Source organism: Pontimonas sp., assembly GCF_031581085.1.
GTDB lineage: Bacteria > Actinomycetota > Actinomycetes > Actinomycetales > Microbacteriaceae > Pontimonas.
In genome coordinates this window covers 1-25550 of the sequence record NZ_JAVLBO010000010.1, presented here as the reverse complement: position 1 = coordinate 25550, position 25550 = coordinate 1, and the positions used below count along the sequence as shown (strand labels likewise).

21 protein-coding genes, 1 tRNA gene and 1 pseudogene are annotated in these 25550 nt (G+C 63.1%); 18 read left to right on the top strand and 5 right to left on the bottom strand.

Annotated elements, in window-relative coordinates; translation table 11 throughout:
* Positions 1-35: 35 nt before the first annotated feature.
* From RI518_RS04280 to RI518_RS04270, 3 genes are read left to right on the top strand one after another with little or no spacing between them, the layout of a single operon-like run.
* Positions 36-287: a WhiB family transcriptional regulator gene (locus RI518_RS04280; protein ID WP_310672167.1), complete on the top strand. Its 252-nt coding sequence runs from the start codon at positions 36-38 to the stop codon at positions 285-287.
* A gap of 7 nt (positions 288-294) precedes the next feature.
* On the top strand, positions 295-3177 hold the full coding sequence (locus tag RI518_RS04275) for a glycosyltransferase (protein ID WP_310689455.1): 2883 nt from the start codon (positions 295-297) through the stop codon (positions 3175-3177).
* Positions 3170-4726, top strand: a complete 1557-nt coding sequence (locus tag RI518_RS04270) for a DUF5719 family protein (protein WP_310672154.1) — start codon at positions 3170-3172, stop codon at positions 4724-4726. The genes RI518_RS04275 and RI518_RS04270 overlap by 8 nt, the downstream gene beginning before the upstream one ends.
* Positions 4727-4805: 79 nt before the next feature.
* On the opposite strand, the gene RI518_RS04265 is transcribed toward RI518_RS04270, so the two are convergent.
* On the bottom strand, positions 4806-5228 hold the full coding sequence (locus RI518_RS04265; protein WP_310672153.1) for a hypothetical protein: 423 nt from the start codon (positions 5226-5228) through the stop codon (positions 4806-4808).
* 39 nt (positions 5229-5267) lie between these two features.
* Between RI518_RS04265 and RI518_RS04260 the strand changes: the two are divergent.
* The 9 genes and pseudogenes from RI518_RS04260 to secA all read left to right on the top strand — a co-directional run.
* Positions 5268-5480, top strand: a pseudogene (locus tag RI518_RS04260) (DUF3499 family protein); the annotation flags it as partial.
* A 111-nt stretch (positions 5481-5591) separates the two neighbouring features.
* Positions 5592-7037: a phosphomannomutase/phosphoglucomutase gene (locus tag RI518_RS04255; protein WP_310689454.1), complete on the top strand. Its 1446-nt coding sequence runs from the start codon at positions 5592-5594 to the stop codon at positions 7035-7037.
* Between the two features lie 98 nt (positions 7038-7135).
* Positions 7136-8587, top strand: a complete 1452-nt coding sequence (gene ahcY / locus RI518_RS04250) for an adenosylhomocysteinase (RefSeq protein ID WP_310672150.1) — start codon at positions 7136-7138, stop codon at positions 8585-8587.
* Between the two features lie 84 nt (positions 8588-8671).
* Positions 8672-9376, top strand: a complete 705-nt coding sequence (gene mtrA, locus RI518_RS04245; protein ID WP_310672149.1) for an MtrAB system response regulator MtrA — start codon at positions 8672-8674, stop codon at positions 9374-9376.
* The gene (gene mtrB, locus RI518_RS04240) at positions 9373-11016 is read left to right on the top strand and encodes an MtrAB system histidine kinase MtrB (RefSeq protein ID WP_310672147.1); all 1644 of its coding nucleotides are present in this window, start codon (positions 9373-9375) and stop codon (positions 11014-11016) included. The genes mtrA and mtrB overlap by 4 nt, the downstream gene beginning before the upstream one ends.
* Complete coding sequence (locus RI518_RS04235; protein WP_310672146.1) at positions 11013-12719, top strand: GerMN domain-containing protein; 1707 nt, start codon at positions 11013-11015, stop codon at positions 12717-12719. Before mtrB ends, RI518_RS04235 begins: the two co-directional genes overlap by 4 nt.
* 104 nt (positions 12720-12823) lie before the next feature.
* Positions 12824-13585, top strand: a complete 762-nt coding sequence (locus RI518_RS04230; RefSeq protein WP_310689450.1) for a phosphoribosyltransferase family protein — start codon at positions 12824-12826, stop codon at positions 13583-13585.
* 93 nt (positions 13586-13678) lie between these two features.
* Complete coding sequence (hpf, locus tag RI518_RS04225) at positions 13679-14326, top strand: ribosome hibernation-promoting factor, HPF/YfiA family (protein WP_310672282.1); 648 nt, start codon at positions 13679-13681, stop codon at positions 14324-14326.
* 60 nt (positions 14327-14386) lie between these two features.
* Positions 14387-17236, top strand: a complete 2850-nt coding sequence (secA, locus tag RI518_RS04220) for a preprotein translocase subunit SecA (RefSeq protein WP_310672283.1) — start codon at positions 14387-14389, stop codon at positions 17234-17236.
* A 14-nt stretch (positions 17237-17250) separates the two neighbouring features.
* On the opposite strand, the gene RI518_RS04215 is transcribed toward secA, so the two are convergent.
* Positions 17251-17718, bottom strand: coding sequence for an Rv3235 family protein (locus RI518_RS04215; protein ID WP_310672284.1), 468 nt, complete (start codon positions 17716-17718; stop codon positions 17251-17253).
* 126 nt (positions 17719-17844) lie between these two features.
* Between RI518_RS04215 and RI518_RS04210 the strand changes: the two genes are divergently transcribed.
* The 4 genes from RI518_RS04210 to RI518_RS04195 all read left to right on the top strand — a co-directional run bounded on the left by RI518_RS04210 (position 17845) and on the right by RI518_RS04195 (position 22217).
* Positions 17845-18489 carry a hypothetical protein gene (locus tag RI518_RS04210; protein ID WP_310689449.1) on the top strand — a complete coding sequence of 215 codons (645 nt, stop codon included), beginning with the start codon at positions 17845-17847 and terminating at the stop codon, positions 18487-18489.
* A gap of 85 nt (positions 18490-18574) precedes the next feature.
* Positions 18575-19210, top strand: coding sequence for a hypothetical protein (locus RI518_RS04205; RefSeq protein ID WP_310672286.1), 636 nt, complete (start codon positions 18575-18577; stop codon positions 19208-19210).
* On the top strand, positions 19210-20667 hold the full coding sequence (locus tag RI518_RS04200; protein WP_310689447.1) for a hypothetical protein: 1458 nt from the start codon (positions 19210-19212) through the stop codon (positions 20665-20667). Before RI518_RS04205 ends, RI518_RS04200 begins: the two co-directional genes overlap by 1 nt.
* A gap of 5 nt (positions 20668-20672) precedes the next feature.
* Positions 20673-22217 (top strand): histidine kinase N-terminal domain-containing protein, encoded by a 1545-nt coding sequence (locus RI518_RS04195; RefSeq protein ID WP_310672288.1) that lies wholly within the window; start codon positions 20673-20675, stop codon positions 22215-22217.
* Positions 22218-22270: 53 nt separating this feature from the next.
* Here the strand turns inward: RI518_RS04195 and RI518_RS04190 are convergent, their stop codons facing one another.
* On the bottom strand, positions 22271-22519 hold the full coding sequence (locus tag RI518_RS04190; protein WP_104914001.1) for a WhiB family transcriptional regulator: 249 nt from the start codon (positions 22517-22519) through the stop codon (positions 22271-22273).
* A gap of 225 nt (positions 22520-22744) precedes the next feature.
* Between RI518_RS04190 and RI518_RS04185 the strand changes: the two genes are divergently transcribed.
* Positions 22745-23110 carry a hypothetical protein gene (locus tag RI518_RS04185; RefSeq protein WP_310689446.1) on the top strand — a complete coding sequence of 122 codons (366 nt, stop codon included), beginning with the start codon at positions 22745-22747 and terminating at the stop codon, positions 23108-23110.
* A gap of 25 nt (positions 23111-23135) precedes the next feature.
* Here the strand turns inward: RI518_RS04185 and bcp are convergent, their stop codons facing one another.
* The gene (gene bcp / locus RI518_RS04180; RefSeq protein ID WP_310672292.1) at positions 23136-23609 is read right to left on the bottom strand and encodes a thioredoxin-dependent thiol peroxidase; all 474 of its coding nucleotides are present in this window, start codon (positions 23607-23609) and stop codon (positions 23136-23138) included.
* 287 nt (positions 23610-23896) lie between these two features.
* Between bcp and RI518_RS04175 the strand changes: the two genes are divergently transcribed.
* Positions 23897-23969: transfer RNA gene (locus RI518_RS04175), tRNA-Lys, on the top strand.
* Between the two features lie 94 nt (positions 23970-24063).
* Here the strand turns inward: RI518_RS04175 and RI518_RS04170 are convergent.
* On the bottom strand, positions 24064-25215 hold the full coding sequence (locus RI518_RS04170) for a YHYH protein (RefSeq protein ID WP_310689445.1): 1152 nt from the start codon (positions 25213-25215) through the stop codon (positions 24064-24066).
* Positions 25216-25550 lie beyond the last annotated feature (335 nt).

Genomic DNA, 25550 nt, shown 5'->3' with positions numbered 1-25550 from the left:
CAGTACCAGACAACTGGTTTGTCGACCCGGTTCAACTGGGCATCCCGGGTGTTCGCGACGACGACGATGGCGCGTTGGCGTGGCAGGCAGACGCACTGTGCTCGCAGACAGACCCCGAAGCATTCTTCCCCGAAAAAGGTGGCTCCACCCGGGAAGCAAAAAAGATCTGCCAGCAGTGCGAAGTGAGCTCCGAGTGTTTGGAATACGCTCTGTCCAACGACGAGCGTTTCGGAATTTGGGGTGGGCTCTCCGAGCGCGAGCGTCGTCGCCTGCGCCGGCGCGCCTAGCGGGGAGATGCGCCGCCGGGTCCACGCCGTCGTCATCGCCCGCAGGCGCGGCGATCGGCTCATTCAGACCCTCGAAGCCCTCCGGGGACAACAACTAGCTCCCGAGGGCACCGTTGTGGTCGACCTCACCGGGGACGCCTCGGCCGAGGAGATGTTTCGCGAGCAACTAGGCCGCGACCACTCGGTGACCATCCTCTCCGGCCGCCAGGCCATGGGCTGGTCGGAGGCGCTCAACCTGGCTCGAAGCACACTGCCCGACGAAGGCTGGATGTGGGTGCTGCGAGACGACACCACCCCGCATAAAGAGGCTCTCGCCCACCTGCACTCCGCCGTCGACGGTGCGCCGAGCGTCGTGATGGCGGGGCCCAAGCAGCGCATGTCCGAACACGGCGGATGGTTGCGCGAATTCGGTGAGACCATCACCACCTGGGGTGAGCGCCAAGCGATCGTGGACCGCGAACTCGATCAGGGTCAATACGACCGGATGAGTGACGTCATGGCCGTCGGGGATGCCGGCCTGCTCATCCAACTGGGGGTATTCGACGCCCTCGGTGGCGCCGATCCCGCCCTGGACCCACTCGATGCACCCCTCGATTTGGGTATTCGCGCCCGACTCGCCGGACATCGGGTACTGGCGGTGCCGGCCGCCGTGGTCTACGTCGAGCGGGGTCCCGCCGACTGGCGAGCCGGAAAAGACCTGGGTGCCGCCACGATGTTTCGCCTGGATCGCGCCGCCTGGTTGTATCGACGCTTTGCCTACAGCGCGTGGTGGGCGCTGATCCCCCTGGTGCTGCTCTCGCTTCCCGGTGCGCTGCTGCGCTCTGGGTGGCAGTTTGCCGCCAAACGCCCCGACCTCGCCGTGTCCGAAGTGGTCGCCACGCTGGCCGCCCTCTGGCGCCTGCCCCAGGCGATTGTCGCGAAGGCGCGCCTCAGCCAGTCCAAAACGGTGGCCTGGGCTGCCCTTGCCCCGCTTCGCATGTCGCCAGGCGATCACCGCCGCCGTCGACAACTGCGCGCGGAAGCGCGCTTCGCCTCGGCCGAAGAGTCCGCCAGGTCCCGCACCAGACCGGCTTTCTGGCCGGCGGGAGCCTGGCTCATTGTGGGCCTGGCAGCACTTGGCACCCTGATTTCTGGCCCCCTGGTGGGCGCGCGTGCCTTGGTCGGCGGGGGTATGTTGCCCCTGGCGACCAGCATCGAATCCCTGTGGGCGCAAGTGCGCTGGTTGCAGCCGTATACGGTCGGCAACGTCTGGGGTGAGCAGCTGATCCCGGCTGATCCGGCTGCGCTCGTACTCGCACTGATTGGCTCGATCACCTGGTGGCAGCCGTCGCTCGCCCTCGTGGGCTTGTGGTTTGCCGCCCCGCTGCTCTCCGGGCTGATCGCCTGGTGGGCGGGTTCGCAGTTTTTACAGCGGCAATTGGCGACGACAGTCTTCGCCCTGCTCTGGGTCTTACAACCCTCTTTCCTCCTCGCCCTGACCGAGGGACGCTGGCAGGCCGTGCTGTTGCACATGGCCCTGCCGTGGTTATTGGCCACCATGCTGAGTGCCCACACCTCTTGGCAGCGGGCCGCAGCGGGCGGTTTTGCCACTGCCCTGGTGACCGCGCTCGCGCCCGTGTTGTGGCCGGCGGTCGTCTTCGGCTGGTTGGTTGTTGTCCTCATCGCCGGGTGGAAGCAGCCGGCGCGTGCCCTGCTGGGCACGCTGCCCCTCGCCCTCATTCCCGCCCTGGTCTGGTGGATACCCCGCTGGGGCGCCCCGGGAGACATCGCCCTGTTGGAGGGACTGGGGCGGTTTTTTGCCGACCCGGGCATCGCCCAGAGCGCTGCCGGGACCAACTGGTGGTGGTATCTCTTGGGTTGGCCCCTCACGCCACCAAGCGCCGACCTCGCGGGTGTGAGCCTGGCCCTCGCGCCGCTGGCCCTCTGGTTCGCCATTCCCCTCATCGCCTTAGCCCTCGCCGTGTTTTCGACCAGGCGCGCAGACATCCAGGTCGCACTGGGCGCGCTCGTCTTCACCGGTGTGATCACTGCCGCCGTGGCGCCGGGGATCGCCCAGGGTTACCTGGGCACTGAACCGGTTTTCGTGTGGCCCGGGAGCGCCGTGATGCTCATCGTGTTGGGGCTCGGCGCGGCCGCCGCGGCCACCCTCGATGAACTACAGCCCGAATCCTTCGCCTGGGGCTCCGGGGTGGTGGCCCGCCGGGTGTCTGCCGGGCTTCTCGCCGCCGCCACGGTCGGCGCCGCGCTGGCCGCCATTGCGCCACTTGGCGGGGGCCTCTGGAGTGAGTCGGCCACACTCCAGGCACGCAGTGAAGCGAGGACTGTGCCGGCACTTGTCGCCGCCGAAGCGCGTTCACACCCGCAACAGGGAACCCTGGTGATCACCGAGGGTGTGGAACCGGGAGTCTTTGAGGCTGTAGTGGTTCGAGGCGTGGGCGACACTCTGGAGCGGAGCAGTTCGCTCTATCGCCAGCGCCCCGCCCAAGCCGATTCGGCTTCCGTGACCCGCGCATCGCTGGTGGCGGCCATCGTGCAACCCACCAGCACGGATCCTCGTCAGGGTCTTCTCGACGAGCAGATTCGCTTCATCTGGTTTCAGGGCAACCCCGAGAGCGATGCGGCGCGCACAATGGGACAGCGTCCCTATTTCATCCAGTCGGGCACCACCGAGGACTCGGTGCTCTTCCAGGTCGACCTCGACTCCCAGGAGACACCGCAAGAACTCTCCCCCACACCCGCCCAGGCACAGGCCGATGGCCTGTGGCTGGCGAGCTGGCTGCTCTGGGGCGTCTTGGCATTGCCGACCGAGCGCAGACCCAGACGCCGGTCCGAAGAGGGCGATGACGCCTCATCGCTACAGCGCGTGTTAGACGAGGACACCGATGACTGACCCCCAGAATCCAGACCCCCAGAATCCGGACACGCAGGTGCCGGACACCCAGAATCAAGACGCGCAGAATCAAGAGACCCAGGTGCCCATGACACCGCGCGTGCCCGCGGGCACGGCGTCACTGGCGCGCATCGGCTCGGGTGCCCTCGGACTGTTGTTTCTTGCCGCCTCGCTCGTTTTGGTCAGCCAGAATGTTCCCCAGTCTTTTGTGGCGGGACTGCCCGGTCCAGCCCCGTCACTCGAGCCCCTACCGGCCAGTGCCGACGCACCCAACCAGCAGGTGGTGTGTGCCGGGCCGTTTTTGACCTACGTCGCGCAGGAGACCACCCCCCGGGGTTTTTCTGACCCCGAGCTCACCCGGTTGGGTGCAGCGGCCACCGAGGTGGAGTTGGAATCAGAAGATTTCCTCCAAGAATTTGCCGGCACCGAGGGTGAGCTTGCTCCACCACCGGTGTTTATCGAACAACCCGCCGAGGCCGGTTTTCTCGGTGGGGCGAGTAGCGCCCGCATCGAGAGTGTCTTCGCGTGGGGTCTGGCGGCACAGACCTGTCAGGCCCCCGTCTCCGAAGGGTGGCTGGTCGCGGGCTCCACTTCTGTGGGCCGCCAAGGAGTGATTTCGCTATCAAACCCCGGTTCTGTCTCGGCGAGTGTTGACCTCACCCTCTACGGCGAATCCGGGCCGATTACGGCGCCCTCCGGGCGGGGTATTTTGCTCCAGCCCGGTGAGCGGCGGGTCTTCAGCTTGGCCGGGTTAGCCCCCGCCGAGGCCTCACCGGTGATCGCGGTGGCCAGTGCGGGCACACCCGTGAGTGTGATGCTGCACGCGGCGCTGATTCGCGGGCTCGACCCGGACGGTGTTGACCTGGTGGGGCTCCAAGGACCGCCGTCGACCCTGCGGGTTCTGCCCGGGGTGTGGCTGGAATCTGAGGACGCGCTCGCGCGCGTCAGCGGTGAAGAGGGCTACAGCGACATCGGTCCCGTGCTGCGGTTGCTCTCCCCGGAGACCGACGCCAATGCGACGGTGCGAGTGATCCGCCCCGTCGCCGGGGACGTCGTCAGTGACGTCTCACTGGAAGCGGGCCGCGTGTTCGACGTGGCGTTGGACACTCTGGGTCAGGGTCACGCGGCGGTGGTGGTCGAATCTGACCAGCCCGTCGTCTCCGGTATTCGACACTCCAGTGTGGGGGAGTCGCGCACCGATTTGGCGTGGTTACCCACCGCACCCCTGATCGACGGGCCGGGCAGTGTGGTCATCCCCGGCGGGCCAGAGGCCACCCTGCACGTGGTGAACAACTCCGACCAGCCGGGAACACTCAAATACGCCCGGGTCGCAGAGGACGGCGAAGAGGTACTCGCCGGTGGTGAGATTGACCTGCCCGCCCAGGGCCTCAGCGTGCGAAGCCTGGGTGGCGCAGGCGGTGCATACCTTTTCGAATCGGATACTCCGGTGGCCATCGGTGTGGTCCTGCGCGAAGACGGCGAGTTGTCGAACCTCGTGGCGACCCCGCCACCGCTAACCTCCCCCGAAATCCTCGTCTACGCACGCTAGCGCCAGGAATGCTGGCAGGAGTGCTGGCAGGGGTCTGGCAGGGGTGTGGGCCCGCGTGTGGGCAGTGCGCCTCGCCCGGTTAGCTCCCCCTGCCGGGGGCAAGTTGCCAGGGGTCCATCCCGGTGAGTTCGGCGACCGCTCTGATGACGACCGATTCGACCACCATGCGCTCAAACCAACGGTCTTCGGGGTGGTGGTGGCCGAGGCGCTCGATCGGCAGTCGAAACAGGTGCACGGTGTTCGCCGCTTTATCGACGCGCCAGCGGGCGACACCCGGCAGGGTGGAGGGTTGGTCGGGCATCGCGTGGATGACGAGAATGGTCTCCTGAAGCTGCTCGGGTGCCACTTTTTTCAGGTGGTCCATCATCGCTTCGACGATGTCGATAAAGGCATCCGAGCGGCGTCTTCTGGGAGCGAGCAGGGGTCCCACCGCCAGGGAGCGACCCGGACGGCGAGCGCGGCCGCGGGGGGACCGAGCCAGTGCGGGCTTCTTGCGCGTCATCCCTCCACGGTAGTGGCCTCGCCGTTAGCCTGGGGCATTATGCGTGAGCGACGACCCCCCGAGCGCCGTTGCAGCAAAGTCAGTTGCGAACTCACCGCCCAACACACCCTGACCTATGTTTACGCGGACCAGGAAGTGGTGATTGGTCCGCTCGCTCAGCAGGCAGAGCCCCACTCTTACGACCTGTGTGCACCTCACGCGCAGTCTCTCACGGCGCCGCAGGGTTGGCAGGTGGTGCGCTACCGGCCCGAGTTACACGTCGACTGACGAGCCTCACCGTGACGAGGCCGATCGTGTGAGGAGGCCGATTGCGTGACGAGGCCGATTGCGTGAAGAGGCTGATTGCGTGACTAGGCTGGCCGGGTGAGCTCCCCCGACGATTCCCTCGACTCTGTCGCCGCAGCCGCTCTCGACGACATCGTCAAAAGCTACGACATTCGGGGGTTGGTGGAAAACCAGCTCACCCCCCGCGTGGCCTACGCCCTGGGGGTTGGAGTGGTCGAAGAACTCGGTCTTCTGGATGCCGGCTTCATCGTCGGCCACGACATGCGCCCCAGTTCGCCCGAGCTCGCCCGAGCATTGGAAGCGGGCGCGAGGGATGCCGGCGCGAGGGTGCGCTCGATCGGTTTGGCCTCCACCGACATGGTCTATTTCGCCTCCGGGCGCTTCGATGAGGCGGCGGCGATGATCACCGCGAGTCACAACCCTGCCGAATACAACGGCATCAAGTTTGCCAAGGCGGGCGCCAAAGGCGTCAGTTTCGATCACGGCCTCTCGGCTATTCGAGACCGCGCCAAAGAGTGGTTGGCCAAGGGTCTGGACCCGATGATCCCGGCGGAGCCCTCCGGGGTATCTGACGTGTTGGCCGATTACGCGCAGTTTCTGCGCAGTCTGGTCGATATTTCTGCCGGGCGAGAACTGAAAGTCGTCGTCGACGCCGCCAACGGGATGGCCGGCTACACCGTGCCAGCGGTGCTGGAGGCCGGGGCCGGACTCGAGAGACTCCCGCTGGAGATTATCCCGCTGTATTTCGAACTGGATGGCACCTTCCCGAACCACGAGGCAAACCCCCTGGAGCCGAAAAACCTGGTGGATCTCCAGGCGGCGGTCGTCGCCCACGGCGCGGATGTCGGCCTGGCCTTCGACGGTGACGCGGATCGGTGTTTCGTGGTCGATGAACACGGCGATCCGGTGAGCCCGAGTGTGGTCGGCTCGATTGTGGCCAAACGAGAAATCAGGCGGGTGCGAGCGGACCTGGGGGAAGATCACCCCACCGTGTTACACAACCTGATTTGCTCGCGCGTGGTGGCAGAAACCATTGACGCGGAGGGCGCCCAGGCGATGCGCACCGCGGTCGGCCATTCGCTCATTAAAGACGACATGGCGAGGACGGGTGCGGTGTTTGGTGCCGAACACAGCGCGCACTACTACTTCCGGGACTTTTTCGGCGCCGATTCGGGCATGTTGGCCGCCCTGCACGTCCTAGCAGAGCGCGGGGCGTCCGATGCTCCGCTCAGCGCCCTCGCCCAGGACTACATGCCCTACCTGCAGTCGGGAGAAATCAACACCCGGGTGGGTGATGTCTCGGCCGTGGTGGCACGCATCGAACAGGTCTTTTCTGAGCGTGCGCGCATCGACCGGCTCGACGGGTTGAGTGTGATCGGACCCGCCGAGGGCGAGGCCATGTGGTGGTTTAACGTCCGCGCGTCGAATACGGAGCCGCTTCTTCGACTCAATGTCGAGGCGGGCTCACCGGAGACCCTCCAGGCCATCACCGACGAAGTCCAGGCGCTGATCGCCGGAGCGTGAGGCCGCGGGGTCCGATGTGACCGGGTCGGAGCGGCTGTGGGGTAAGTGTTTACCCGCAATGACGACTCTGTCAGCTTTCTGGTGACACAATATGAAGCATGTTGACTACTACTCCACTCCAGTACCGTGTGGCCGATTTGTCTCTCGCTGAGTCGGGCCGCCACCAGATTCGACTCGCCGAGCACGAAATGCCGGGCTTAATGGCCCTTCGTGACGAGTTCGGCCCGCATCAGCCCCTGAAGGGCGCCCGGATCACCGGTTCACTGCACATGACCGTGCAGACCGCGGTCCTCATCGAAACCCTCGTCGCCCTCGGTGCTGAAGTGCGCTGGGCATCGTGCAATATTTTCTCCACCCAAGACGAGGCCGCTGCCGCGGTCGTTGTCGGAAATGGCACCCCCGAGGACCCCCAGGGAAGCCCCGTATTCGCCTGGAAGGGTGAAACCCTCGACGAATACTGGTGGTGCACCGAACAGATTTTTGACTGGTCGGCTCACGGCCACAACGGCCCCAACATGATCCTGGACGACGGTGGCGACGCCACCATGCTCGTGCACAAGGGTGTCGAGTTCGAAGCAGCCGGTGCTGTTCCAGAACCCCAAGCCTCCGACCCCGCCGAGTGGCGCGTCGTGTTGGGTGTGTTGGCGAAGAACCTCGCCGAGTCACCCGGCAAGTGGACCGAAATTTCCGGCGACATCATCGGTGTCTCCGAGGAGACGACTACCGGTGTGCACCGCCTGTACGAGTTCTTCAACGCCGGCGCGCTGCTCTTTCCGGCGATTAACGTCAACGACTCGGTCACCAAGACGAAGTTTGACAACAAGTACGGTATCCGGCACTCGCTGGTCGACGGTCTCAACCGCGCGACCGACACCCTCATCGGCGGCAAGGTCGCTCTCGTCGCCGGTTACGGCGATGTCGGCAAGGGCTCAGCGGAGTCGCTTCGCGGTCAGGGCGCTCGGGTGATCATCACCGAGATCGACCCGATTTGCGCCCTGCAGGCCGCCATGGACGGCTACCAGGTCGCCAAGCTGGAGAGTGTCATCGACCAGGTGGATATTTTTGTGACCTCGACGGGAAACAAAGACGTCTTCACCCTCGAGCACCTCATGGCGATGAAACACCAGGCGATTATCGCCAACGTCGGACACTTCGACAACGAAATCGACATCGCCGGGTTGGAATCACTCGAAGGGGCGACCAGCATTGAAATCAAGCCCCAGGTGCACGAATGGCAGTTGCCCACTGGCCGAAGCATCCTGATGCTGAGCGAGGGTCGCCTGATGAACCTCGGCAACGCGACCGGACACCCGAGCTTTGTGATGAGTACCTCGTTTGCCAACCAGGTTCTCGCCCAAATCGAGCTCTACCAGTTCCCCGACGCCTACCCCATTGGGGTGCACATGCTGCCGAAGAAACTCGACGAGAAGGTCGCCAGACTCCACCTCGACGCCCTCGGTGTGGAACTGACGGAACTCTCCGACGAGCAGGCGTCCTACATCGGTGTCGCCAAAGAAGGCCCCTACAAGGTCGAGCACTACCGCTACTAACCGTTATCCCCCGGGAAACCGGGGGATAACCGGTGTAGGCTCATGCTCCATTAGATCGAGTCCCAGTGGCGGGAGGTGAGTGACGTGGCGAACATTTTGGTCGTCGACGACGATCTCGCCCTGTCGGAGATGATTTCGATCATGCTCCGCGGCGAAGGCTTCGACACGGTACTCGCCTCGGACGGCCCCGCGGCCCTCGATCATTTGGCCGCTGGCACCCCCGATTTGGTGCTGCTCGATGTGATGTTGCCCGGGATGAACGGCGTCGACGTGTGTCAGAAAATCCGGGAAATGAGTGGCATCCCGATCATCATGCTGACCGCGAAATCGGATTCGGCTGACGTGGTGCGGGGGTTGGAATCGGGAGCGGACGACTACGTCGTGAAACCGTTTAACCCCAAAGAGTTGGTGGCTCGGATCCGCACCAGGCTCCGCCCCACGCAGGAGACCCACCACACCGAAATTCGCATCGCCGATGTCCTCATCGACGTGCCCGCCCACGAAGTGCGCCGCGACGGCCAACGGGTGAACCTCACCCCGCTGGAGTTTCAGCTGCTACTGACCCTGGCGCTCAAACCCCAACAGGTGTTCACCCGCGAAGCCCTGCTGGAAGAAGTGTGGGGGTATCGCTATAAGGCGGATACCCGGTTGGTGAACGTCCACGTCCAGAGGCTTCGCTCCAAAATAGAGTCTGATCCGGACCACCCGGTTGTCATCGAGACCGTGCGCGGTGTGGGCTACCGTTCGGGAGAGCTCCAGAGCGCTGAAGGGTTGAGCCAGGCCGAATGATGTGGGCCAGCCTTCGTTGGCTACGCCGAGTGTTGGCCAGTCCCTTTCGGCTCTGGCGGGTATCGCTACTGACTCGCACGGTGGTCGTCGCCGGCCTACTCTCCGGTGGTGCGGTCACCGTCATCGGCGGCTACATGTCATTGACCATTCAAGACAGCCTGTTCGAGTCACGCCGCGATCAAATCGTGGTGGAAAGTGTGCGCACCGGCGCTCAAGTCCAATCGCTTTTTGATAATTCGGTCACCCAGGCGGGAACGATCGACGTGGAAACCGCGAACTCCTCGGCGCAAACGGCGATTCGCACCACACAGTCTTCGCCCGGAGCGGGCGGCTTCGCCATTTTGCGCACACCGGGGCAAATTACCGACCAAACGATGACCTCCACGTCGACCGCGGGGCTCGATATTTCGGTGGTCTCCAGTCAAATTCGCCAAGCCGTGGTGCAAAACCCCGGCCAGGTGCACTACCAATCGGGCTCGCTCCAGGGGGATACGGGGCTGATTCCGGCGCTGGTCACCGGTTCGGTGATTCAGGTGCCAAGCGCCGGGCAATACGAGCTCTACATGGTCTACGACCTCTCCGGGGTGCAGTCGACGCTCACCCTGGTCCAGCAAACCCTGATCGCCGGTTCCATCCTGCTCGTCGTGATCATCACCGCGGTGACCTGGTTGGTGGTGCGCTTGGCGATCGGGCCGGTTCGATTGGCCGCGAGAACGGCAGAGCGCCTCGCGGAAGGGTATTTGGAGGATCGTATTCACGAGCGCGGTGAAGACGTCATCGCCACCCTCGCCCGGTCGTTTAACAAAATGGCCGACAGTATGCAGTCCCAAATTGTTCGACTGGCGAAGCTCTCCCAGCTCCAACAGCACTTTGTCTCCGACGTGTCCCACGAGCTGCGCACACCGCTGACCACCATTCGGTTGGCCGCCGATGTCCTCCACGACAAAAGGAACGACTGGGAGCCCGAGTCCCAGCGCAGTATCGAACTACTGGTCGCCCAAATCGAACGCTTTGAACTGATGCTCACCGACCTGTTAGAAATCAGTCGATACGACGCCGGAGCGGTCACACTCGATCGCGACCGAGTGAACCTGGTCGAACTGCTAGAGGACTGCCTCGAACAGTTGGCGCCGATCGCCACTCAGCGCGGGTCGTCGCTCGTGCTGGAAGTCCTCGGTGGCTACGGCGAAGTCGAAGCAGACTCGAGGCGGTTGCGTCGCGTTCTCCTGAATTTTGTCGGCAACGCGATCGATCACGGTGAAGGCAAGCCCATTGTCGCGTTTGTCGACTCCGATCAGGACTCCGTGGCGGTCGCGGTGCGCGACTGGGGTGTGGGAATGGACCAGGAGGAGGCTGCGCGCGTCTTCGATCGTTTTTGGCGCGCCGATCCCTCGAGGCAGCGAAGCACAGGGGGGACCGGCTTGGGTCTGGCGATCGCGCAGGAAGACGCGATTGCCCACGGCGGCTTCATCGATGTCTGGTCGGTGCCGGGCGAGGGCAGCTGTTTTCGGGTCACCCTGCCGCGCCGGGTGGGCCAGGTGGTCGAGCGCTCGCCCTTGCCACTGCCCCCGGAGAGTGACCACCTCGATGTGAGTCCAGACCACGACGAGTCCACCAGGGCTGCGGAGGTGACGCCGTGAGGGCGCGCGGTGGTCTGTGGCGGATCCAGGCGATGCTGCTCGGGCTGGTCTTTGTGATTTCCGGGTGCACGCAAATACCCTCGTCGGGCGATGTCCAGGCGGTCGATCCGCAGAGCGTGGTGAGCGAAGACGATGTCGATTTTCTCCCTCCGGGTCCCTCCACGGGCGCAAGCCCCGAGGACATTCTGGAGGGCTTCGTGGCGGCCGGCGCCGCCGCGCAGAATAACTACCGGGTGGCCAGGAGCTTCCTCACCGAGGATTTCGCGGATCGCTGGAACCCCAATCAGTCGGCTCTGATTCGCGAGGGCGAATCGCGCATCATCGACCAGGGTGGGGCGAGCCTGGTTTATGAAGCGCAAATCATTGCCAGCGTTGACGACTCTGGTCGTTACGAAGCGGCCGCGTCACCGACCACTCAGACTTTGGAGTTCGAGCTCGAGGAGCAGGCGGGTCAGTGGCGCATCTCCCAAGCCCCCGACGGGATCATCCTCACCGATACGTCGTTTGGCGAAGCGTTCGAGAGCTACCCGCTCTATTACTACTCGGCGGACTACCGCGAGTTGGTTCCCGATCTGCGCTGGTTTGCCTCGAGAGGCGATGTCCTGAGCAAAGTCGTGCGTGGGCTCTTTCAGGAGCCCTCCTACTGGTTGGCGGGCGGGGTGACGGCCTCCGCGTTTCCCTCGGGGACCCAGTTGGTCCTCTCCCCGGTTCCGGTCGTGGACGGTCAAGCCCAAGTCGACGTCAACGAGGCGGTCGTGGACGCCAACGCCACCCAGCGCGAGCGCATGCTCTTTCAGCTGAGCACAACGCTGTCACAAATTTCGGGCGTCTCCGACGCGATCATCACCTACAACCAGACACCGGTGCGCATCATCACCACCGATGAGAACCAGCCTGTCCTCACCTCCGGTCGCGACCCGAGAAGCCTCGTCGTGCGGGGCCTCGACTTTGGCTACCTGCAAGCGGGTCGAATCGACAGCATCGAAGGGCTGGAGCGGACCATTGTGACGCTTCGACCCGAAGAGGTGTTTTTCAATCAATCCCTCCAGCACGCCGCGGTGTTGGGTGAGGCGGGGGTGTGGCGGGTCACCGAAAGCGGGGTGGCTGATGACCCGTGGGATGTGCGCGAGGAGCTCATCCGCCCCTTCATCGACTCCTGCGGGTATACCTGGTCGATGACGAGCACCCCCGGTGAGGACGCCCTGCGGGTCTTTCCTCGGGTAGTGGTCGACCCGGAGAGTAACGCCATCGCCCTTCCGGTGGACCTGCCGGTGGAATCTTCCGTGGTCACGATGGAAATCGCCCGCGACAACACCCGCGTATTGTTCCTGGTCCAAACCGACCAGGGGGTTCGCGTCCTCCTGGCGGGAATTCAGCGCGGGCCAGACTGCGAACCCTTGGGCCTCGGTGAATTTGTCGAACTGACCCCGCTCGCCAATACCGCGGTCGACGCCGCCTTTGTCGATGACACCACGGTGGCGATTGTGACCCGCGAGGGCGAAGCCGGCGAAGTGGTCATCCAAGACGTCAACGGCCAGGTGAGCCTGGCCGGTCGCCCCAGTGCACCACAGACCCTGGTCGCCGGAGTGGGCGGGGTATCGGGTCTTCGTCTACTGACCGACCAGGGCACCATTTTGCAGCCCCGCGGTAATGGCTGGCAGTCCACCGGCGAGCGAGCCAACGTGTTGGCCACGCAGCGCTAACGAACCCACACACCCGCACTGTCCACAGCCGCGCTCGCCAGACGGCTTCGCGCAGAAGAAGGACTCGGGCAGAAAGCCCGCAGGGCCTTATCGATACTGCACCGATGGACTCACGAGCAATTATTCGAGCGGTCATCAACCTGTTACTGCCCGTGTCCTGTGTGGGCTGTGGTGAGCCCGACACGCAGTGGTGCCCGCACTGCCAGGCGACCCCCACCCGCCACCACCAACCCACGTTGGCGTGGCGAGAAGCACTCTGGGGTATCCCGGTGTGGGCGGCGGTCGACCATTCCGGTATCTGGCAGCGCAGCATCGTCTCCTTCAAAGACCGCGGTGCGCACCGGATGTCTGGACCCTTTGGAGTCCTGATGGCTGGGTTACTGGAGAGACTCGCTCTGCCCGCCAAACAGGTCGTCCTGCTCGTTCCCGTTCCCTCGTCCCTCGGCGGATGGATTGCCCGGGGCACGAAGCCGACGCTGGCGCTCGCCGAAGCCACCCTCCGGGCGGTGTTGACCACACCGTCGACCACACCCCAGTACTCGATGGCGCAGAGCGCACTGCCCCGCGGTCGCCTTGCTCACTTCGGGGGAGGGTTTGCGGTGCGGCAGGGGCTTCGCCGGGCCAGAGGCGGAGTGCCCCTCGGTCAGTGGCTGTCCCCACCGCACCGACGGAGGCGTCGAACCAGGAGTGCGCGTTTAGCACAACCGTCACGTTTTGTCGCACGCTCGTGGCTTCGCGGCCACCCCGTCATCCTGATCGACGATGTCCTCACCACGGGAGTCACGCTGGAGCACGCCGCGGCGGCGGTGCAGCGGGCGGGGGGAGTGGTGGTGGGTGCCCTGGTGCTCTCGGCGCGTTCTGGCTAACACTCTTCGGTGCCGGGCAAAAAAGTTGAGGACTACGCTGTGGGACTACGGCATCTGCGGGATACCGCACATGAGAAAAATCTGGAGGTCGCTATGGACATCACTCTTCTCGCCCACGACATTGCTATTCCCGATCGTTTCCGCGACTACGTCAACGAAAAATCTGACCGGGTGCTGGCTCTTGCGGAAAATGCCATGACGTTTCAGGTGAAACTCAACCGCGAAAACTCCAGCCGGCAGGGCCCCTCAGAAGACATCGTCGAATTGACCGTGATCGGAAAAGGTCCCGTCATTCGCGCCGAGGCGCGAAATGCCGACAAATACGCCGCCTTCGACGAAGCCGTCGACCATTTGGTGCGCCGGCTGCGCCGGGCCAAAGAACGCCGCGAGCCCCAACACGGTAAACACCGCTCGAAGTCGATGGGTGAAGTCAGTGCCGAGTCGTTTGCCGATATCGACATCACTCCGGCGAGTGTGGAAGTCATTCGCCGCGTCGAGACGGGGACCATTCCCACCCTCAGCGAAGAGGATTTGGCCGCAGCGGAGGATTCCGACAGCCCGGTGATGATTCGCAAGAAGCTGTTCCCGGCGGAGGCGATGAGCGCCGAAGAAGCCGTGGACAAGATGGAACTGGTCGGCCACGACTTCTTTCTCTTCATCGATACCGACACGAAGCGACCGAGTGTCGTCTATCGACGCAAAGGCTGGCAGTACGGCGTGATTGCTCTGGAAGAGAGTTAAGCGCTGGTTGGTAGCATGAGGCAGTAATCTTCACAACCTCGGTAAGGGGCGAGATAGTTCGTGGCTAATCCATTTGAGCGCGTATTGCGCATCGGCGAGGGTCGAATCCTCCGCCATCTCCACCAGGCAGTAAAAGCCGTCAACCACCTTGAGGACGACTTCCAGTCCTTGAGCGATGAGGAATTGAAGGACGAGACCAACGACCTGCGTGAGCGCTACGCCGCGGGGGAAACGCTCGACGACCTGCTTCCGGAGGCTTTCGCGGCCGTTCGGGAGGCCGCCAAGCGCACGATCGGTCTTCGACACTTTGACGTGCAAATTATGGGCGCCACCGCCCTCCACCGCGGCAATATCGCCGAGATGAAAACCGGTGAGGGAAAAACCTTGGTGGCCACGCTGGCCGCGTATTTGAATGCTCTGCCCGCCCGCGGTGTGCACGTGGTGACGGTCAATGACTATCTGGCGAAATACCAGTCTGAACTGATGGGCCGGGTGTTCCGGGCGCTGGGAATGTCGACCGGCTGTGTGCTCTCCGGTCAAACCCCGGAAGAGCGTCGACTCCAGTACCAGTCGGACATTACCTACGGCACGAACAACGAGTTTGGTTTCGACTACCTGCGCGACAACATGGCCCTGGCGAAAGCTGACCGCGTCCAACGCGGTCACTTCTTCGCCATTGTCGATGAAGTCGACTCCATTTTGATCGATGAGGCGAGGACGCCGCTGATCATTTCGGGTCCCGCCTCGGGGGAGGCAAACCGCTGGTTTGCGGAGTTTGCGAAAATCGCTGAGCGATTAGTCCCCGAAGAGGACTTCGAAATCGACGAGAAGAAGCGCACCGTCGGTGTGTTGGAGTCGGGAATCGAAAAAGTCGAAGACTACCTGGGTATCGACAACCTCTACGAGTCGGCCAATACCCCGCTGATTTCGTTTTTGAATAACGCCATTAAAGCGCGCGCCCTGTTCAAGCGCGATAAGGACTATGTCGTCATTAACGGTGAAGTGCTCATCGTCGATGAGCACACCGGGCGTATTCTGGCCGGCCGCCGCTACAACGAGGGCATCCACCAGGCCATTGAGGCGAAAGAGGGTGTGGCCATTAAGGCCGAAAACCAGACCCTGGCGACGATTACCCTGCAGAACTACTTCCGGTTGTATAAGAAAATTTCCGGTATGACCGGTACCGCGCAGACCGAAGCGGGCGAGTTTATGAGCACCTACTCGCTGGGTGTGGTCCCCATCCCGACCAATAAGCCCATGATTCGAATGGACCAGTCGGATCTGATCTACCGCGACGAAGACGCCAAGTTCCGTCAGGTCGCCCGCGACATCACCGAGCGCCACCAGAAGGGCCAGCCCGTGTTGGTGGGAACGACCAGCGTGGAAAAGTCGGAGCGCATTTCCCAAATGCTCGCGAAAGCGGGTGTGAAACACGAAGTGTTGAACGCGAAAAACCACGCCCGTGAGGCGTCGATTATCGCCCAAGCGGGGCGCTTCGGTGCCGTCACCGTGGCGACCAATATGGCCGGTCGTGGAACCGACGTCATGTTGGGCGGAAACGCGGAATTCTTGGCCGTCCAGCAGATGACGGAAAAAGGTCTGAGCCCGGTCGAGACCCCTGAAGAGTATGAGGCGGCCTGGGACGAGGTGTTTGCCAGCGTGCAGGCTGGCTGCGAGGCAGAGGGCGAAAAAGTTCGCGCCGTGGGCGGTTTGTACGTCTTGGGCACAGAGCGCCACGAGTCGCGCCGGATCGATAACCAGTTACGTGGTCGCTCGGGTCGACAGGGCGACCCGGGTGAGTCCCGCTTCTACCTGTCACTCCAAGACGACCTGATGCGCCTGTTCAATGCCGGTGCCGCCCAGTCGTTGATGGCGAGGACGAGCGATAACGACGAGGACCTCGCCATCGAATCCAAAGTCGTCTCTCGTGCCATCCAGTCCGCTCAGTCGCAGGTGGAAGCCAGGAACGCTGACGTACGCAAAAACGTCCTCAAATATGACGACGTGCTGAACCGCCAGCGCCAAGCGATTTATGAGGACCGGCGACAAATTCTCGAAGGCGATGACATTTCCGACCAGGTCAACACATTCGTCGAAAAGACGGTTACCACGGTCATCGCGGAGAAGCTCGGCAGCGTCGCCCCGGAAGACTGGGACCTTGAGGCGCTGTGGACCGAGCTGAAGACCCTCTATCCGGTGGGCATCACCATCGATGAACTCGTCGAAGAGCTCGGTAGTCGAGCAACCGTTGAGGACGTCACCAAAGAAATCCTCTCCGACTGCCAGATTGCCTACCGCAACCGCGAGGAAGCCCTGGGCTCCACGGTGATGCGGGAGCTGGAGCGTCGAGTGGTGTTGAGTGTGGTGGATCGTCGTTGGCGTGACCACCTCTACGAGATGGATTATCTAAAAGACGGCATCGGCCTTCGGGCGATGGCCCAGCGTGACCCGCTGGTGGAATACCAGCGCGAAGGCTTCTCACTGTTCCAGTCGATGATGGGCCAGATCCGCGAAGACACCACCGGTTACGTGTTCAACCTGGAGGTGCAAATCCAGCAACCCACCGCCCAGGTGGGCCCCATCGTCTCCGCTAAGGGACTGATGGACCAGGCGCCGCAACAAAACCTCAGCTACACGGCCCCCACCGCCGACGGTGATGTCGAGGTGAGAAACCAGTCCGGTCAAGTGGTCCAAACCCCTCAAGCGGCCCAAGCTCCGGCGGTGAGTCAGACCTTCCAGGGGCAACCGGGCGTTCAAGTGGGCGCCCCAGCGGCTCGCCAGACGGCCCCGGCCCCACCGCCGGGCACCGCGACTCGTGGCACCTTCGGCCAGCAATCGGGTGGCCAACAGGGCCAGCAGTCCTCAGCGAATAGAGCCCAGCGCCGCGCCGCGAAGCGGCGCAAGAAGTAGTCGCCACTTCCCGTTCAGAGCATGCTGAACGAGGTCGCTCGCCAGCGGTAGTCGATCCCTTCTAGTCGGAGGGCGACAGCGCGGACTCGGGCGGGGCCGCGCACGATCACGGAGGCTTCGACCACGCCGTCTCGAGGGGTGCTGACGATGGCGTTGCCGATACTGAACTGGGGTCTGTTGGGGTGTGAGCGCTGGGGGTTGTGGCCCACGGACACCCGCTGTGCTCTGCTGGCGACGGCCCGGTAGACGTCTTCGGTGACCCACCGGGAAAACTGTGCGGGCTCGCGCAGCCCGTAGACGCATTCGATAATTCCCGCGACAAGACGCAGAGCGAAATCTCTGGGGTCGGGCAGGTCGAGTGAGGATGTGGGCTGGGGGCCAAATGCTTCCGAGTTTTCTACCTGTCGGTAGCGGCGAAAGTCGAGTGTGTCGGCTGGGTCCCAGGCGACGTATCCCTGCGGTGTGCTGGTGTTGTGTGGCATTGCGTCGTCCTTACTGGGGCGCCTGCCCCGGGTTGGAGGATTGGCTGGGTGAGGGTCACCGTAGCCAGGTGGGGGGACGTATCAGGGAGCGTGGCGCAAAAATGTGGATAAGTCGAGAAAAAAATCGTGTCAACTTTTTATCTTTTTCTTGTGAGCCCCGACAACATCAGTTCTGAACCCGAGAAATATTCCTACGATGACTCGGCCCTGTGGTCGTTGGACGCGACGCTGGCCCCGGCGCAGCGAGGTACCACCAGGCCCCACACTCTGGCGCAGAGATTGGCGGCTCATCGAGTACGCGGTGAATCTGTGGAAATCGAGCTGGTCGGTGCGCTGCGGTGGAGAGTCTCGCTGCGCGCGGTCGGGACCACGTGGTGTTCCGGGGAGACCAGCGGCGCTGATCCGCGAGGGGTCATGGTGAGCTACCGAGCGCTCACGGCCGTGCGGGGTCTGTGGTCGCCAGAGTTGGTCGACGCCCCGGTGGCCGACACCCGCGTGGTTGGGGTGTCGATGTTCCAGGCCGCCGCCCAGAGCATTCGGCAAAATCCTCGGGTCGCTCTGGGTGCAGGCGGTAGCCAACACGTCGGCGTCGTGGAACACCTCGGCGAGGACTACCTCGAGTTAGTTCCCCGGCGCGGACTGGGACCAGCCACGGGGAGACCTCCGGGGTTCACTGTTTCTGGCCAGGGGTATTCCTCGCCGCAGAGTCTCGTGATTCCCCTCGCGAGTGTGGATTACCTGCGCTGGTTAGAGCCTGGGGATAGTTTCTGATGCCACCCGGCGCAGCTCGGCACCCTGGAGCCTGGAGCAAAGACAACAACCACGCAGTCGTGAGGGCAGAGGAGGGTAGCGAGCGGTGAGTACACACGTGCGGCGCGGGCGAGTAATCCGATTGGTCGTCGGCCTGGGTATCGTCGGAATTTCTGTGGGTGGGGTCTGGTGGGTGGTCGGTAGCGTCAATACCTTGGAGCCCTACCTGATCACCACCCAAGAGGTCAGCCCAGGCCAGCCACTGACTGACGTGGTCACCCAGACGGTCTATTTGGCCACACCTTCAGGCAACCCGGGCCTTCTCACGCCCGAGGCCATCGAGCAGGATGGCGGCCTGGTCGCCGGCATGAGCCTCTCCGGGGGAAGCCTGCTGCTCGAGAGTTACTTTCTGGAACCAGAGCCGACCGACCAGAGTGCCTTTAGTGTGCAGGTGAACGGTGGGGGTGCCGGTTGGCTCACTGCCGGCCATTACGTCGATGTCTGGATTAGCGCCCCCCGAGAAAACCAGCAATACGCCATCCCGGCGGTCGCGGCCCCAGCGGCCCGGATTGTGGCCATCCGAGCAGAAGAAGGGTTTGCGGCAAACCCCGAACTGGTGCGAGTGGACTTGGCGGTAGGCAGCCGGGACCTACCCGCACTCATACACGCACAGGCGAACGATTTCGACATACAACTCAGTCCCACTGTGGACCCTCGCTTTGTCCCACCCGGAGCGAACTAGTGCGTACCGGTTTTGTACTCGACGATGCCCACTGGCTGGTCGTCCAGCAGGGACTCCCGGCGGGTGTGGTCGACACCCAATGGGTGAGCTCCGATGCGAGGGAAGCGAGCGAGTTTGTCGCCGTGGGCGGACTCGACCTTGTGGTGGCAGAAGCCAGTGACACCCTGCTGACCCAGGAGCTGGTTCAAGTAGCCGATCAGCAGGGCATCATGCTGGCGGCCCTCATCACTCGCCCCGGCGCAGAGCAGTGGGCCGACCAGCGCGGGGTGGGCCACCGGCTCTACCAACCAGAAGACCTCGTGGCTTTGGTGACCGGTCAGAGTCCCACACCAGAAAGCGGGGCGAACGGCTCACCGCTTCCACCCGATGCGCTTCCACCCGATGCGCTTTCACCCAATGCGCTTGCCGAGGCCTCTGGTCCGTCCCGGCTCGGTACGCTCAGGGTTTTTTGGGGCCCACACGGTGCACCCGGGGTGAGCACCCTGTGTGTGAGTACGGCCAGTGTGTTGGCCAGGCAGGGACTTCGCGTCTGCGTCGTTGACGCCGATGCTCGCGGGGGAGTGATTTCCACAGCCCTCGGAGTCCTCGACCCGATACCCGGTTTTCTCGCGGCGATTCGGTTGGCCGGAAAAGGCGAGCTGAACCAGCGACACGTGGAGCGACTCGTCTCCCGCTACCTGTCCCCTCCCACCGAATTTGCCATTCTGACCGGCGCCCCCCGAGCGCTATTACCCGGCGAGGTGCCCCGAGATTCACTGGATGCCCTTCTCGCACTCTTGCGGGAGCTCTTCGACGTGGTCCTGGTCGATACCGGAAGCGATGTCCCCCTGCGCGGCGAAGATCGCCCCAGCGCCGGGGCGGAAATTACTGCTCACCTGTTACAGCGAGCAGACGACATCGTCGCCGTGTGTGGGGTGAGTCCCGCGGGAGTAGCTCGCTGTGCCCGCGCCATGCCGGAATTGGAGGCACAGGCGTCTGGCACACCCGTTCGGGTGTGGCTAAACGGTGTCGATACTTCCCGGCGCGCGGCAGGGGATGAGGCGATGTTGCGCGAGGCGCTCTGGCGCTTTGCGGGCCTCGATGATTACGCCTCGCTACCGCGAGACACGCCACTGTGTGTCGATTCTGAGCGCCGGGCGCTAAGCCCCATCGACGTTAACCCCCAGTCGGGCTTTGCCCACGCCCTGCGTCACGAGTTGGCGGGTTTTGTCGAGGCTCTTGATTCCGGGCATCCCGATTCTGGGCATCTCGATTCCGCGCATCCCACCCGCCCGCTGGAGACGAAGCCGGTTGGCTCGAGAGTAAATAGTGGCCGTCCGATGCCTCCAGTGGGCGCTTCCGACACCCCACGGCGCACCGCCGCCCAGGGTCACTCCGCCCCCGCCCCCACAGGATTTTTTTCCTCGCGGGTGGCCAGGCTTCGTCGGCGTTGGCTGGAGCTCACCGCGTTACGCTAAGAGATATGGCCCTTGCTCGCGATAAGCGCTTCGCCCAGTCGACCCTGGGTGAAGCAGACTACGCCTGGCTTCACCAGGTCGTCAGCGAAGGCCAGCTCCTCGCCGATCTCGCTTTCGCCGACATCGTCTTCTGGGTTCCCAATGCCGAGGGCGATTTCGAAGCGGTCGCCCACCAGCGTCCCTCCTCCTCGGCGACCCTGTTTTACCGAGATGTCGTGGGGAGTGCGCCGAGGGCTGAGTGGAAAGAACTCATCGACAAGGCGCACCAGACGGCGACAATCGTCGACTCGAGTGCACCCGACTGGTATGAAAATACTCCCGCTCGCCTCCGCGCTGTGCCGGTGGGCAGGCGGGGCGCTCCCGGACGAGGCGTATTGCCGCGGGATGCCGGTGAACACGCAGGCCAACCGGTGGCGGTGCTCACCCGGCACTCCAATTTGAGCGAATCGCGAATGCCTTCACGGCTCGAGCTCACCTTCAACGAGTGCGCCAACGACCTCTTTCGGATGTTGGCAGAGGGTCAGTTTCCGGACCCGGATGGCCCCTCGCCGCCCGCGCGGGGAGCTCCGCGGGCCTCCGATGGGCTCATTCGCCTGGATATGACCGGTCGAGTGACCTTTGCCAGCCCCAATGCGCTCTCCGCCTTTAGCCGCTTGGGCTACGACAAGGAGCTCGAGGGGGGAGTACTGGCTGAAGCGACGACGTCGCTTCTCACCGGGACGCTCATCGTCGACGAGTCTCTGCCGTTGGTGGTCAGCGGCCGCGCGCCCTGGCGAAGTGAAATCGAATCCAGCGGGGTGACCGTCAGCCTCCGCGCTATTCCGCTGAAGTCCTCGGGTGAGCGCATCGGGGCGGTGGTGCTGTGTCGGGACGTCACAACCCTTCGTCGTCAAGAGCGTGAACTGATCACGAAGGATGCGACCATTCGAGAAATTCACCACCGGGTGAAGAACAACTTGCAAACGGTCGCCTCACTGCTTCGCATCCAGTCGCGTCGCGCGGTCGACGATAAAGCCAAAGACGCGCTGAACCAGGCGATGCGGCGAGTGGCCGCAATCGCCGTCGTCCACGACACCCTCTCCGAAGGGCTCAGCCAGAATGTCGACTTCGACACCGTATTCGACCGGGTGTCGAGCCTGGCCGCCGAGGTGGCCTCGGGGACAAACCCGGTGGTCAAACCCGCCTTTTCGGGCAGTTTTGGCATTTTGCCGAGTGAATATGCCACCCCGTTAGCCCTCGCGCTCACCGAATTGGTCACTAACGCCGTCGAACACGGCGTCAAAGGTCAGGTCGGTGGTGTGGTGCACATCACCGCAGAACGCGGATCTGAACGACTGCGGGTGGTCGTGCGCGATAACGGCAGTGGCCTACCAGACGGTGTGGTCGGCGAGGGCCTCGGAACCCAAATCGTGCGCACGCTCGTCGAGGGTGAACTAAGCGGCACTATTTCCTGGCACACCACTCAGGGCGAGGCCACCGAAGTGGTCATCGATGTGCCCCTGCAGTATCTGCAAGAAAAGCCCGTCACCCAAGCCGTTCCCACGGTGTAGGACTACTCGCTCGCGAGTAGTCCTTTATGGAGGGTATGTAGCGACGGGCGCTGTTAGGACGCGCGGCGTGCGCGTGCAGCGCGACGCTTCAGGGCGCGGCGCTCATCTTCGCTGAGTCCGCCCCAGACGCCAGAATCCTGATTGGTATCCAGTGCGTACTGCAGGCAGTATTCGGTGACGGGACACGTCGAGCACACCGCTTTGGCGCGATCGATCTGCTCAACGGCAGGTCCGGTGTTGCCAACGGGGAAAAACAGTTCCGGGTCGACGGTCAGGCAGGCAGCTCGGTCACGCCAGTCCATGGGGTTGCTCCTTGTGTTGTCTGGGATTCGCCGTTCGAATCCGGGGTGTCTCGCGGCTTCGGAGTGGGTGCCAGATTTGTTCGCGTTCAGACCCACAGTCCGCCCACTCCGGTGTGAACGTCGCGAAGACTAGGGTTTAGACTGACACACTCCGGGGCTTCAATCAAGAGTTGAAGGATAAAAGATTTGGCGAAATCAGAAAATTCCCAGACTCCATTAAGGGTCTTGGTGGGAATTTCCGGCCTCGAAACCGTGGCCCTCGCGGTGGCTGCCGGTGTTCTCATACTGGGGCTGATCAGTGGTGGTCCCGATTCTTACGCCTCCGCCATATTCCTCACGCTCATCGTGGTCGGATTTGCTGTGGGCTTGGCCGCGGTGACCATTGGCCTGTGGCGAGGCTCCACGGCGGCGAGAAGTGCGTCACTGGTGTGGCAGGTACTCCAAATGGGCGTCGGGCTCGCCAGCGACAGCGGGGAATTTGGTATTCCCCTGGTGGCGCTCGGCTTCGCCGTCCCCGCGGTCACCGTCATTGTGCTGATTCTGTTCAATCCCACCGTGCGAGAACACTTCAGCCACGGCGACGCGGTTTAGGACACCGCCGTAAGCGCAACGGCCGCTAGGCGTCGATACCGAGCTTCTTACGCAAACTCGCGACGTGCCCGGTCGCCTTCACGTTGTAGAGGGCGTGTTCGAGCGTGCCCTGTTCGTCGATGACAAACGTCGAGCGGAGCACCCCGGTGACCTTTTTGCCATACATCGACTTTTCGCCGTAGGCGCCATAGGCGTTGTGAACTGCGAGCTCGGGGTCGCTCAGAAGCGGGAAGCCCAAGTGCTCTTCATCAGCAAACTTCTGCAGCTTGGGGAGGTCATCTTTCGAGACCCCCAGCACGTGGTAGCCCTCTGCTTGGAGCGAAGCCATATTGTCGCGGAAGTCACACGCCTGAGTGGTGCAACCCGGCGTCGATGCGGCCGGGTAGAAGTAGAGGATTACCTTTTTGCCCGAAAAGTCTGAGAGGGAAACGGTGTTGCCGTCCTTATCGGGTGCCGAGAAGGCGGGGGCGGAATCGCCGGCGGCAAGTTGTGTCGACATGGGACCTCCAGGAAAAGAGTGGGTGGGGTTCAAAAACAGCGTGTGACTTCACTTTACGGTAGGTCGCGCACCTGGAGGTCTGCCGAAACTGAGCCTCGGCGCTCGCTGCCCGCACCACCGAGTGACGGTGCGAATGGGTGTGCCCGCGGTTGTGTCACCACATCCTCCAGTGCCCGTTGGAACCAGTGGGAGTGGGGTGCGAGGTGAAGCCTAGGCTCGCCCATGCCCTCTCTGCGGCGGGATGTGGGGGTGCTAGGCTTATCAACCGGTTCGGGTGACGGGCCAGAGCACCTCTAGCTCAATTGGCAGAGCAACTGACTCTTAATCAGTGGGTTCCGGGTTCGAGTCCCGGGGGGTGTACAACACGGGTTCTGTCTGTTCAGTCGCCCGCGGTGGCTTCGTCCGAATGACCGGGCCATCCACGCTAAGGCCCAATCGTGTCCGGCGAGGCGTGTTAGTTCTTGGCGGCTCGTTTCTGGATCGGTGCGCCCTCGTAGGGACTTGTACGAATCAAGGACGTGTGGTCAAAGCCGGCGGGGCAGCCCGTCGTGACGACTTCAAAGAACATCGAGCGCCCCGGGTATCCACCGTCTGGTTCGAAGTACTCGGCGTAGCATTCGCGACTGCAGGAAAAGATTGACGCGGGGCCGGAGTAAGAAGATATCGACCCATCAGAGTCGATGAGATCGGTGCGGGCCAACTCTCCCTCCATCACGTAGCAGACGGTCTCGCCGTAGACCGGGGACGAGTACGAGCGCACGTCTAGGGCCAGCTTGGCGCCCACGATGTCGTTGCCGGCCGAATCTACTCGCATCTCGAAGCTGTCCCTCGAGGTCTTGTGAACCTGATCGGTGAAGCAATTGAGAATGTCGTGAAGACCATCGCGCTGAACGTTATAAAAGTATGTGCCGTTGTCATCAGACATCCCCCGACAGTCATCTAGCTCAGCCTCTACGCTGTTGCTCTGCGCAAACCAACCGAGGGCCAAAATGGGGTTTGCATCGTTGGCAATACCGATCGGGCGTTTTTCTCGTTCGATATGCTCTTCGCCGAGCTCCTCAATGAGACAGTTCGGCGCTACGTGGTAGTGGTAATCGTCACCCCGGCCAGCATGCCCACCGCACACGTCTAGTTCCCCCATCTCCTGCGTATGGGTCCGCGCTTCAGCTTGCGTCCATGGGCTAAACAGCGGTACGCCATCCACCGCAACACCAATCGGGCCTGGTATGGGGGTGGTGGGTTCCGGCGCCGGTGTCGTGGTGAGCGGAATAGTCAGCGTGTAGTCGTGTGGCCTCGCGTACTGCTGGTTGGTCGCGGTAATGCCCACCATCAGAGTGGCCGAAGGGCTCGGCAATCCGGTAGACCGAAACGTGGCGACGCCACCAGAACAGTTGAGATTAGTGACCTGCTCGGTGAAGTTTTTCTCGTCACAGAAGTCAGCATTGATGCCTCCCGACGACTGCCCTTGTGCCGCTGGAGATTCCTCAGCTGAGCGGGCGGTGTCATCGACCTCGGGTTGCTCCGGCGCGGTCGCACACCCGGCAATTACAAGGCCTGCGGCACTGAGAAGGAGGCTCAGACGCACGAAAGTGGACGGGAGAGACATTATGAGGAGCCCTTTCGTGGAGGTGGAGTTGCGCTCAACGTACTACCCATTCACCGGCCGCGGCGGGCGGTGAACTTTTTCTTTTTCCTTGGCCGACTTCACCACGCATCGCGTGCCGGGATTAAGACGCTTGGGGGAAATTCGATACGACCCGGAGTCAAACGAGCGGCAGGGCAATCTGTACGACTAAATCTCGGGTCATAGCAAAGCGCCGGTTTTGTTATTAAATGGGCTTTATGTAAAACTTAAATAGTGAATAACTTCCGTGTAATGGCTCTCGTCTTGATTGGCCTTTTCGTCGGGGCCCTGTCGGTTGTCGCGCCAGAGTCTCCGGA

Excerpts from the sequence above, each read along its gene's own strand:
- RI518_RS04265 (WP_310672153.1), bottom strand. The coding sequence starts at position 5,228 with ATGACGCGCAAGAAGCCCGCACTGGCTCGGTCCCCCCGCGGCCGCGCT.
- hpf (WP_310672282.1), top strand. The coding sequence starts at position 13,679 with ATGGACATCACTCTTCTCGCCCACGACATTGCTATTCCCGATCGTTTC.
- RI518_RS04230 (WP_310689450.1), top strand. The coding sequence starts at position 12,824 with ATGGACTCACGAGCAATTATTCGAGCGGTCATCAACCTGTTACTGCCC.
- bcp (WP_310672292.1), bottom strand. The coding sequence starts at position 23,609 with ATGTCGACACAACTTGCCGCCGGCGATTCCGCCCCCGCCTTCTCGGCA.
- RI518_RS04170 (WP_310689445.1), bottom strand. The coding sequence starts at position 25,215 with ATGTCTCTCCCGTCCACTTTCGTGCGTCTGAGCCTCCTTCTCAGTGCC.
- RI518_RS04215 (WP_310672284.1), bottom strand. The coding sequence starts at position 17,718 with ATGCCACACAACACCAGCACACCGCAGGGATACGTCGCCTGGGACCCA.
- RI518_RS04195 (WP_310672288.1), top strand. The coding sequence starts at position 20,673 with ATGGCCCTTGCTCGCGATAAGCGCTTCGCCCAGTCGACCCTGGGTGAA.
- RI518_RS04275 (WP_310689455.1), top strand. The coding sequence starts at position 295 with ATGCGCCGCCGGGTCCACGCCGTCGTCATCGCCCGCAGGCGCGGCGAT.
- RI518_RS04190 (WP_104914001.1), bottom strand. The coding sequence starts at position 22,519 with ATGGACTGGCGTGACCGAGCTGCCTGCCTGACCGTCGACCCGGAACTG.
- ahcY (WP_310672150.1), top strand. The coding sequence starts at position 7,136 with ATGTTGACTACTACTCCACTCCAGTACCGTGTGGCCGATTTGTCTCTC.
- RI518_RS04270 (WP_310672154.1), top strand. The coding sequence starts at position 3,170 with ATGACTGACCCCCAGAATCCAGACCCCCAGAATCCGGACACGCAGGTG.
- mtrB (WP_310672147.1), top strand. The coding sequence starts at position 9,373 with ATGATGTGGGCCAGCCTTCGTTGGCTACGCCGAGTGTTGGCCAGTCCC.